Source organism: Actinomyces bouchesdurhonensis, from assembly GCF_963540955.1.
In the GTDB taxonomy this organism is placed as follows: Bacteria; Actinomycetota; Actinomycetes; order Actinomycetales; family Actinomycetaceae; genus Pauljensenia; species Pauljensenia bouchesdurhonensis.
The window spans coordinates 1-10,212 of sequence record NZ_CAUTSL010000068.1 but is presented as its reverse complement, the minus strand read 5'-3'; the positions used below and the strand labels follow the sequence as shown (position 1 = coordinate 10,212).

Below are 10,212 nucleotides of genomic sequence, written 5' to 3'. Positions count from 1 at the left end.
GCCCACTAGACCCACGACACGCCGTCTAAAGCACCACGTTTGCGCCTATAGCCCAGAGTTTAGACGTTGGTGGGGTAATCAAAACCTCGTAGTAAATTGGGTTGACGATGGTGCTGACTATTACCATTATATAGAGTCGCATCCTGGATGTGGTACTCGTGTCCAGGGAACAGATTGCTACTTCCGTCCATGTGTTTCATGGTCGAATGTTTCTAGTGGTGAACCGTCGTTCCGCCTGTATGAGGCTTCAAGTATCTTTAGCCATGTTGGGCAAGCTGCGTTTCCGGTGGAATCTGAACGGATCAAGGTTCTGAGTTATGCCAACTCGAGAGTAGTGACCACCGTCCTCGAGACCATCGCGCCCGGGACGCACTTTGAGGTTGGTCAGGTGAAGAACCTCCCCTGGATCGAGCCCGAATCCTTCGATTCTGCGGGTGTTGAGCGCTTGATCGACATTTTCCGTGCTGACTGGGACTCGCGTGAGACCTCGTGGGACTTCGCTCGGCCGCCCTACCTGCGCGGTGGGCACTCGCTGCTCCAGGACGCCTTCGACGACTGGTACTGTCGCAGCTGCGAGACCGCAGAGGAAGCGCAACGCCTGGAGAGGGAGAATAACCGCTACTGGGCCGACGTCTACGGCCTCGCGGACGAAGTGGAGGTCAATGTCCCCCTCTCGCGCGTCTCCCTCACCTACAACCCGCGATTCGCCTTCGCTCCCACGAAGGGAGCGCCCGAGCGCAGTGAGGACGAATGCCGCTGGCTGCACTACCAGCGCAGCGCCCGTGAACTCATCTCCTGGGCCATCGGCGTCACGATGGGCCGCTACAGCGTCGACGTGCCCGGCCTCGTCCTGGCCGACCAGGCGTCGTCCCTCGACGACTTCCGTGCCCGTGTCGCCGAGCCGCGCCTGCAGCCCGACGATGACGGCATCATTCCCGTCACCGGCGGTGCTTTTGACGACGACGCCTCGCGCCGTGTCAAGGCCGTGCTGCGAGTTGTCTTCGGTGTCTCTGATCTGGGCGACAACATTGAGTTCCTCACCCGCTGCCTGGCCGTGAAGTCTGGCAGCACGACCGCGGAGTTCGTCCCGCCGGTGATCCCGGCCGACCCCGAGCAGGCCCTCGAGGACTACATGGCGAAGTCCTTCGCAGCCGATCATCAGAAGGACTACAGCGGGCGCCCGGTCTACTGGTCTCTTGAGTCCCCGAAGGGGACCTTCCGGGCGCTCATCTACCTGCACCGCTACACGCCCGACACGGTCGGACAGGTCCTCACCAAGTACGCGGCCCCATTCGTCGATCGACTCAAGGCGGAATCGGAGGCTATCGGACGCGAACGTGACGCCGTGAAGGGCAACGATAGGAAGTCCGATCGCGAGCGTGCTCGCATTGACAAGAAGCGTGCGGAGATCGACGCGACGATCGCGGAGGTTCAGGGATTCATCGACTCGGTCCTGCAGCCCCTCGCCCAGCGCCGCATCCACCTGGACTTGGACGACGGCGTGCGCATCAACCGTCTCAAGCTCGCCTACGGCTGGCGATCGGACCTAGCCGACCTGCCTCAGCCCGCAATCGGCGCCGCCACGCCGGACGTCAAGAGGGGGATCGCGTCCGACCTGAAGTGGGCTCGCGGAGAAATCAAGAAGAACAACGTGTGGTGGTCGTGACAGGGTTCCCACCCCGTGGGACACTGGAGAGACACCCGGTCTGGCAACGAAAGGACGCGACGTGAAGCTGACGCACATCGCCATCACGAACTGGCGGAACTTCGCCCACATCGAGTTCGACCTGTCCTCGCGTCTCTTCGTCGTTGGCCCCAACTCCTCTGGCAAGACCAACCTGCTGGCCGCCCTGCGCTTTCTGAGCGATGTCGCGCGGTTCGGCTTGGCAGCCACCTCGGAGCGGTGGGGTGGCACGGAACGATACTTCCGTTCGGGGAAGGAGGAAGCGTCTTTCGGTGTGACAGTGGATGTTGATACACACCAGATTGCCTACAATCTGTCACTTTGGAGGGCGATACCGATTGGGGACTTCTTCGATGAAGAGATGCTGACGCACCCGTTGGATTCAGGCTTCCCTCCGGAGCTGATGCGGCTTGAAGAACCTTGGGTACTCCAGTCTCACGGTGTGGCGAGACGGGATTTGTTTTCCTGGGAGAGCATAGCGAAGATGGAGGTAGCTCCTCCTCCTTCTGAATACGGAGTGGAGGATGAGACAGGATACCCGGTGGTGGACTGCGCTTTCGTTAAAGATGAAAAGCTATTGCTAGATGGCGAAGAAGTATCGGCCGATTGTGGAGCAAAGCAAGTAACGAGAACCGCATCGTACATTCGTAAGATGCTCGCAGGCATCCGCTACATCCACCCGAATCCCAAGAAGATGCTCGAGCGCTCGGATCGCTACGATCCGGACCACGGGACCGGCTTCTTCCAGCACGCGGGGCGCTTTTCGGATCAGCAGCTGGATGCCGTGGTTGACCGCATTCGCCCGATCATGGCCGCGGTAGTTCCGGAGATCCCGAACCTGTCCTACCAGCGCATGGGACTCGGCACAGAGCTCGTGTTCTACAGCGATACTCCCGTGCGCGGTGCGACTGGCGTCTACTCGCACGAGCAATTCTCCGAAGGAACACTGCGCCTGCTCGGCCTGCTCTTCGACCTGGCGACGCTACCGCGCGACACGAGCGTCGTCCTCATCGAAGAACCAGAAACCTTCCTGCAGGCCTCCGTCGTCCGATCGCTCCCCTCGCTCCTGGCAGAGTTCGCCATGAACCGCGACGTGCAGATGATCATCAGCACCCACTCGCCGGAACTCATTGACTCCGAGCTGGTGCTCCCCAGCCAGGTCCTGATGTTGCGTTCGGAGAACGGAGAGACGACGGGTCAGCTGCTGTCGGAGTCGAACGACCCGCGCATCAAAGCCGTCGTTAGCGCTCGCCTGCCCAAGTCGCAGGGCATCGATGCTGTCAACGGTCGCACGATTCCGCAGGGAACCTTGTAAGAGATGGAGGGTTACGTCTTCGCCCAGGTCATCGTCGAGGGAGAGACAGACGAACCGGTCATCAACGCCCTGATGCGTGCGGCGGGATGGGTCAACGGTGAATTCGCTTTTACGAGGGCCAACGGCAAGGGTGTGATCGACAGGGACATCAAGGAGTACTGGAAGGCCGCTCGGTTTATTCCGCATGTCATCTTCCGCGATCTTGACTGTGACGAGGGTGGTTGTCCTGTGGCGGTGCGTTCGATGCTCTCCTCGAAAACTCCGGGTGAGTCGCCCGATCTGCTCATCCGGATTGTCGACCAGTGCATCGAGTCGTGGATCCTGGCGGACCGGGAGGGCATCGCAGAGTTCTGCAACAGATCGGCGGCGAGTGTGAAGCCGCGCGCGTCCCATCACAAGCCATACCTGCTCCGCTTGATGAAGGAAGCGAAGCTCAAGGACGCTGTCGAAGAAAAGGGACGCGAGCTGGATTTTGGTCCCGCCTACGCGATACACCTACAGCGCCTCATGACGGACCACTGGAGTATCGAGCGCGCCGCCGCCGAAAGCGATAGCCTCAGGCGTGCACTCGAGCGCCTGACGGAGCTGCACAACCGACTCGGAGGAAGCACACAATGAGCGGAATCGATGCCTCTCGGCTAGCAGAGGAACTGAACGCCCTGCTCGAGCACGGGCGCATCGTCACGTGGTTGGACCGCAACGGCGAATACGCCGAGGACCTCGATGCCGTCCGAGAACTGCTCGACGGGGCTACCCTCATCACCATCAACGCCAACCTCTTCGAAACCAAGCTCCGCATCTTCGCCGAAGACACCAAGTCCCGCTACGTTCTCTACCGAGGAGGTGTGCTCCCGCCCCTCGAAGAAGACCTCCTCGCCGACGTGCGATGCGGATACCCCACATTCAAGGCTGACGCCTCGACCCTCCTCGTGCGCGAACTCGGCGTCGACCCCTCGCTGGCCGCAGTCATCGACGAATACGCTCCCTTCTTCAACTCCACCGCCCGTGTCGCCGACCTCAAGAAGCACCTCGGAGCCATCGGCGACGCCGACAAGCGATCCGATCGCAAGACCTTCCTCGCCGCGATGAGCGCCGTCCTGCTGAAGACCCAGCAGCGGTCCTTCTCCGTCCTCTTCGCGAAGCTCGCATCCATGACGCAGAACAACCCGCTCGACGCCCTCAAGTGGGGCCTCGACGCGTACTTCTGGGAAGGCGCTCACGCCATCTGGGGGTACGACGGCGACCACACCTTCGACGCGCTCATGACCTGGCTCTTCGTCATGAACGCGAACGGCTGGGATCACCGGCATAACTCTGCTCAGCGCGACTTCAGCATGTGGACCCGCGACGTGGCCACGCGAGACGACGCCCGCCGGTGGGCCAGGCGCGTCGACGAGGCCACCGGTGCCAGCGCCGCCCTGCACGGTGCGGCTACCGACGCCCTCCTCATCGACACGACCACGCCCAACGTTGACCGAGAGCTCATCTCCCGCCTCGTCCGCGGAATCGTCGACGGATCCGTCGGAGTCGCTCAGGTCGAAGAGCAGCGCGGCAGGCGCCGCGAAGGCCTCTGGTTCGACGACACTGAGGCGCTGTGGGATGCAGCGCGGGCGGGGGCGCGTCTGCTCACCCACCTGCGTGCCCTCCCGGGTATCGCCTTCTCGGACGCAGCCGAGGGCTTCGCCCGCTACACGGACCCGGACGGCGGTCTGTGGGCCATTGACCAGGAGTACCGCCACTACGTGCGCGCCTCCCGAGCCGTTCACGTCGACGACGTCCTCACCGACCTTGACCGGCACGTCGAAAACGCGTACCGCGACGACTACCTGCGCCCCCTCTCGCGCACGTGGGACGACGCGCTGCGCGGCATGCGCACATGGGACATCTCCGTTCCTCCGTCCAGCGGGCGCATCGACTCGTTCCACCGCCTCCTCGTCGCCGGCTCCCACAGGCGAACCGTCGTTATCATCTCCGACGCTCTCCGATACGAGGCCGGCGTCGAGCTCGCCGATCACCTGCGCTCCCTTGGACGCGGCGCGGTCGCCGTAAACCCCTGGTACACGATGCTGCCGTCGATCACCGCCCTCGGGATGGCCGCGCTGCTCCCGCATCGCGAGCTGACCCTTAACGTACGAGGCAAAGACCAAGTCATCGTCGAGGCCGACGGCCGACCGACGTCGGGAATCGACGCGCGTCGTGCAATCCTCGAAGATGCCGACGGGCGTGCGTTCACCTACGAGGAGCTCGCGAGCGACTCCGTCAAGTCGATGCGCTCGAAGTTCAAGGGCGCCTCGGCCGTCTATATCTACCACGACGTCATCGACGCGACCGGTGATCACGCGGCCTCGGAAAGCGCTACCCCAAATGCGGTCAACCACGCCATCGAAGAACTCTCCGGCCTCGTCGGCAAGCTCATTTCCGCGGACATTACCCGCATCCTCGTGACCGCCGACCATGGCTTCCTCTTCCAGGACAGCGAACCCGCCAACGATGACACCGCGAAACAGGGTGGCGTCCCGCGCGGGCGTTCCATCTCCGTGAAGAAGCGTCGCTACGTCCTCGGCAAGGACCTGGAGTCGACGGACGACTTCGTCGCCTTCGATGCAACGAGCGTCGGCCTGACAGACGGGCCGAGCGTCGCCCTGCCCTACGGCACCCGCCGCATCCGCGCCCAGGGCCGAGGAAACCGCTTCGTCCACGGCGGCGCCTCCCTCCAGGAAATCACCACCCCCGTCATCGAGGTGTCGGTGGGCAGCGGGGGCGCCGTGGATGTCCGCGACGTCGGCATCGCCCTGCACTACGACGATACGTCCCTGAAGGTCAACCGATTCAGCCCCCGCGTCATCCAGCAGGAGCCCATCAGCCCCACGCGGCGACCGCTCACCGTCACGATCGGCCTCGAGAGCATGTCGGGTGAGCAGCTGTCGAGCACTCGCGTCATCACCCTGGACGCGGGCGAGCGCTCCGAGGTGTCGCTCAAGCAGAGCAGCGAGCTTATCCTTTTCGACGGGGTGCTGGAGAGGCATTCCGGTGAAGCCGTCAGGATCGTCGCCTACAAGACTGTTCACGGACAAGTTGTCGGTGAGCCCGTCGCCACCCACGAGCTGACCCTCAACGATAATGGGTTCGGAGCATTCGGAGGATTCGACCTATGAGCATCTCGCCCGAAGACGCGCATGAGCGCGAGGATTCCCCGGCCTCGTCCCTGATCGGGGGCAGCGAGGGAGGAAAGCTCGCGGAGTACGAGGAGATCGCCGCGCGCGCATACGACGGCTTCATCGTCCGAAAGGACCTGGTCGGCCAGGTCAAGGGCAACGCGATCGTCCCCTCCTACGTGCTCGAATTCCTGCTTGCTCAGTACTGCGCGACCACGAGCGAAGCGGCCATTGTCGAGGGCATCGAGAGCGTCCGTCGCATCCTCGCCAAGCACTACGTCAACCGAGGAGATTCCGAGCTCATCAAGTCCCGCATCTACGAAGCCGGACAATACCGAATCATCGACAAAGTCTCCGTCAGCCTTGACGATACGCGCGACCGATACAACGCGTCCTTCGAAAATCTTGGGGTCACCAACGCGCAGGTATCCGACGAGACCGTTCGTGAGAACGACCGCCTCCTGACCGGCGGCGTCTGGTGCATGGCCGACGTCTCATACGTGTCGACGGGAGACACCGGCGCGAAGGCATCCAGCCCATGGATCGTCTCCCGCCTTCAAGCTATCCAGCTGCCGCGCTTCGATTTCGAGCGCTACTGCCGGGGGCGCGCCTCTTTCAGCGCCGACCAGTGGATCGACCTGCTCGTCGCCTCGGTCGGCCTCGACCCGCCGAAGCTTAGCCGACGCGCAAAACTCTTCCAGCTGACCCGCCTCATTCCCTACGTTGAACGCAACTACAACCTCGTCGAACTGGGCCCCAAGGGCACCGGAAAGTCGCACATCTACTCTGAGTTCTCTCCCCACGGCATCCTCGTGTCGGGCGGCGAGGTGACGCTGGCGAAGCTCTTCGTTAACAACGCAACCCGACGCATCGGTCTGGTCGGCTACTGGGATGTCGTTGCTTTCGATGAATTCGCCGGGCACAAGCGCGTGGAGCGCAGTCTGGTCGACACGCTCAAGAACTACCTCGCGAACAAGTCGTTCTCGCGCGGCGACAGCACGATCACGGCCGAGGCCTCGATGGTCTTCGTCGGCAACACGACGCGGACCGTGCCCGCCATGCTGGCCAGCGCCGACCTTTTCGAGGCCCTGCCCGAGGCGTATCACGACACCGCGTACATGGATCGCATCCACTACTACCTGCCGGGATGGGAGGTCGACATCGTGCGGCCCGAGCTCTTCTCGCGCGGGTACGGGCTCATTGTCGATTACCTGGCGGAGGCGCTGCGGCACCTGCGTACCCTGGATTACTCCGGTGACCTGGATACCCTCGCGACGCTGGATCCCGCCATGTCGAAGCGCGATCAGGACGCCGTGCGAAAGACGTTCTCGGGCCTGGCGAAACTCATCTTTCCTGCACGCGACGGTGATCCTAAGGAGCTTGAGGAGCTGCTCCGCTTCGCGATCGAGGGGCGTAAGCGCGTCAAGGATCAGATCATCCGACTCGATGATACGATGGCTGCGTCCGGCTCACACTTCACGTACATGCTGGGACACGTGGACCAGGACCGCTACGACGTGTCGCGTGCGTGCACGGTGCCCACCCAGGAGGAGCTGGACTATCCGCAGTACTTCACGTCTCGCAGCGATGCTGATGAGCAGGGGAGCGGTCAACGGGCTGGCGGAGAGCTTTCCGACGGTCTTCCGAAGTCGGACGTTGTTGCCGATGGACGCGGAGACAGTAAGTCGGCCTCGCCGGTCTTTGATCGTCGAGCCCTGTTGAAAGCACGCGCCATCCCCAGGCGCTACAAGATCGAGCCGAGCATGGGGCATTCCATGCCGGACATCCTGCTCCCGTACCTGTTCGATGCGGCTGAGATTCGAATCCGCGATCCGTACATACGGAAGCCTCACCAAATCCGGAACGTGCACGAGATTCTGTTGCAGCTGATTCAGCATGCTGACGCCGCAAGGCTGCCGCGCATTGTTATCGAGACCTGTGCAAGCGATGAGGACGACTATCGCGCGAAGCAGGAAGCGACGTTCGAACAGTTGCAGCAGTCGTGGGGACAGTTCGGGATCGTCATCGATTGGAGCATCGTTGATTACTTCCACGACCGTAGCATCGTGACCGATACCGGCTGGGTGATCGATCTTGGTCGCGGGCTGGACGTTTATGACGCGTACACGCCGCTATCGCAATTCGACCCCCGTTATGCGATCCCGCACCTGCGGCGGACGAAGGAGATCACGATCAACGTCAGCAGGGAGGAAACTCCCCGCGTGTCAATCGTCTAGTTGCGAGGCGATGTTGGCCGCTGAGTGCACCGTCAATACAGTAAAGTCAGGCCACTTGCTTGCAGCTAGTGGTGAGCATCACTAGCGCTTGTTGTGGTGCCCGCGTTGTTTAGGAGTATTGTTGTACGCAACATGACCGGTTCCGCTACCCGCCTCACGGCGGGAGTCCAGGGCCGGTCCTTGCTATTCGGGAGAGGCGATCTGTGTCGTGACTCGCGTGAAAGTGTTTAAAACCTACGCCGAACAGGTTGAGCTGCTACGAAGTCGTGGGATGCGTATCGATAACGTTGAGCGCGCAGAGGAGAAGCTTGCTCGACTGAACTACTATCGACTGTCAGGGTATTGGTATCCCATGCGCCGTTTTTCTCCAGATACCGGTCAGGCGTACGATGAGTTTGTCGATGGAGCTTCGTTTGATTTGGTCATCGACCTATACGAGTTTGACGAGCGCATCCGTCATGTCGTATTTGCTGAATTGGATCGTATTGAAATGGCGATCCGTACCATGCTTGGGTATCGACTGGGAAGTGTTGACCCATTCATTTATCAAGATGTGACACGTCTAAGTGCGTATGCCCGTCAATCGAATAAGGGGAGTCGTCGTAGTAGACATGCGGTTTGGGTTGAGAAATTTGAAAGAGCTGTAAACTCTTCGAAAGAAGACTTTGTCGAGCATCATCGACGACACTATCATGGTGACATGCCCATCTGGGCAGCCGTTGAAATCATGGACTGGGGGATGTTGTCGTACTTATACGACTTTTCTCCAACGGAAGTGCGTCATGACATTGCGGATGACTGTGGACTTGCTGCTCCACAGCTCGCATCGTGGCTGAAGTGTCTGAATATTGTAAGAAATTATGCCGCTCATCATGCGCGTATGTTTAATCGTGTTTTCGATATTAAGCCGAAGTTCAGTAATGATATGCGGCTGCAAGAGGTGGCTGGTGTGAGAAATCGTTCCTTTGGGCAGTTGTCGCTCATTCAATACTTGCATCGTCAGCTCGATTTATCTCCCGCCAGTCGCCTGCCTCAGCTGCTTGATACGTTCCCGCATAATGACATTGTCCCCTTTTCTCGAACTGGCGCTCCCGAGGGATGGGAGAGGCTTGCGTTGTGGGAGCGGCAGTCTGCCGTACAGCGACCTGCCCAGACGTGCACATATGACACGAATCACTGAATGGGCGTGCAGGGGTCGGGCGGCGCGTGTGTCAGTTAATCATCATTTAATCCACTTCGTCTCAATGTGGCGAGGACTGTGGCCGAACATGTCTGATAAATCCCCCCAAAATCATCCCACACGCACCCCAAAAACCCACCATGGCCTCGTCCGACAGCGACCCGAACAGTGAACGCCACCACCCCCTTGTCCTAGGATTGGGGGCACGCCGACGCGCCCCCAAGGACGGGAACGCCCGGCACGCAGCAGCGCCGCACACGCGACACCGCGGGAGCGGCCAGCAACGAAGCATGGCCACCCCACGCGCCGCCGCACGCACACCAGCCTCGGCGGCAAATCCCCCATCGAATACGAACTGCACCAAGCGGCCTGGACAAAAGCCGCATAAACAAACCGTCAACAACTTGCGCACAACCCCACTCCCCGAAAATTCGCACGTAATTTCCCTTGGTCAGTTTTCGATGTGCCCAGAAAACGTTGGAATTGCAACGGTTAGATTTCAAAGTTTGAATAACGGGGAGGGGAATTACGTGCGACATTTGTGGGGAACCATGCGGGTGTGCCGCGCATTCGCCGGGTGCCCCCAGGGTTCGCCGGGTGCCCCCAGGGTTCGCCGGGTGCCCCCAGGGTTCGCCGGGTGC

6 protein-coding genes are annotated in these 10,212 nt (G+C 61.2%); all 6 read left to right on the top strand.

Annotation, left to right across the window (positions count from 1 at the left end; translation table 11 throughout):
- Window positions 1–334 precede the first annotated feature (334 nt).
- Window positions 335–1,666, top strand: a complete 1,332-nt coding sequence (locus RYL44_RS09280) for a BREX-1 system adenine-specific DNA-methyltransferase PglX (protein ID WP_314975792.1) — start codon at window positions 335–337, stop codon at window positions 1,664–1,666.
- A gap of 61 nt (window positions 1,667–1,727) precedes the next feature.
- Window positions 1,728–2,999, top strand: coding sequence for an AAA family ATPase (locus RYL44_RS09275; protein ID WP_314975791.1), 1,272 nt, complete (start codon window positions 1,728–1,730; stop codon window positions 2,997–2,999).
- A gap of 3 nt (window positions 3,000–3,002) precedes the next feature.
- Window positions 3,003–3,617, top strand: a complete 615-nt coding sequence (locus RYL44_RS09270; RefSeq protein ID WP_314975790.1) for a hypothetical protein — start codon at window positions 3,003–3,005, stop codon at window positions 3,615–3,617.
- On the top strand, window positions 3,614–6,154 hold the full coding sequence (gene pglZ, locus RYL44_RS09265; RefSeq protein ID WP_314975789.1) for a BREX-1 system phosphatase PglZ type A: 2,541 nt from the start codon (window positions 3,614–3,616) through the stop codon (window positions 6,152–6,154). Before RYL44_RS09270 ends, pglZ begins: the two co-directional genes overlap by 4 nt.
- Window positions 6,151–8,391, top strand: a complete 2,241-nt coding sequence (gene brxL, locus RYL44_RS09260) for a BREX system Lon protease-like protein BrxL (RefSeq protein ID WP_314975788.1) — start codon at window positions 6,151–6,153, stop codon at window positions 8,389–8,391. Before pglZ ends, brxL begins: the two co-directional genes overlap by 4 nt.
- A 271-nt stretch (window positions 8,392–8,662) precedes the next feature.
- Window positions 8,663–9,571 (top strand): Abi family protein, encoded by a 909-nt coding sequence (locus RYL44_RS09255; RefSeq protein WP_314975787.1) that lies wholly within the window; start codon window positions 8,663–8,665, stop codon window positions 9,569–9,571.
- Window positions 9,572–10,212 lie beyond the last annotated feature (641 nt).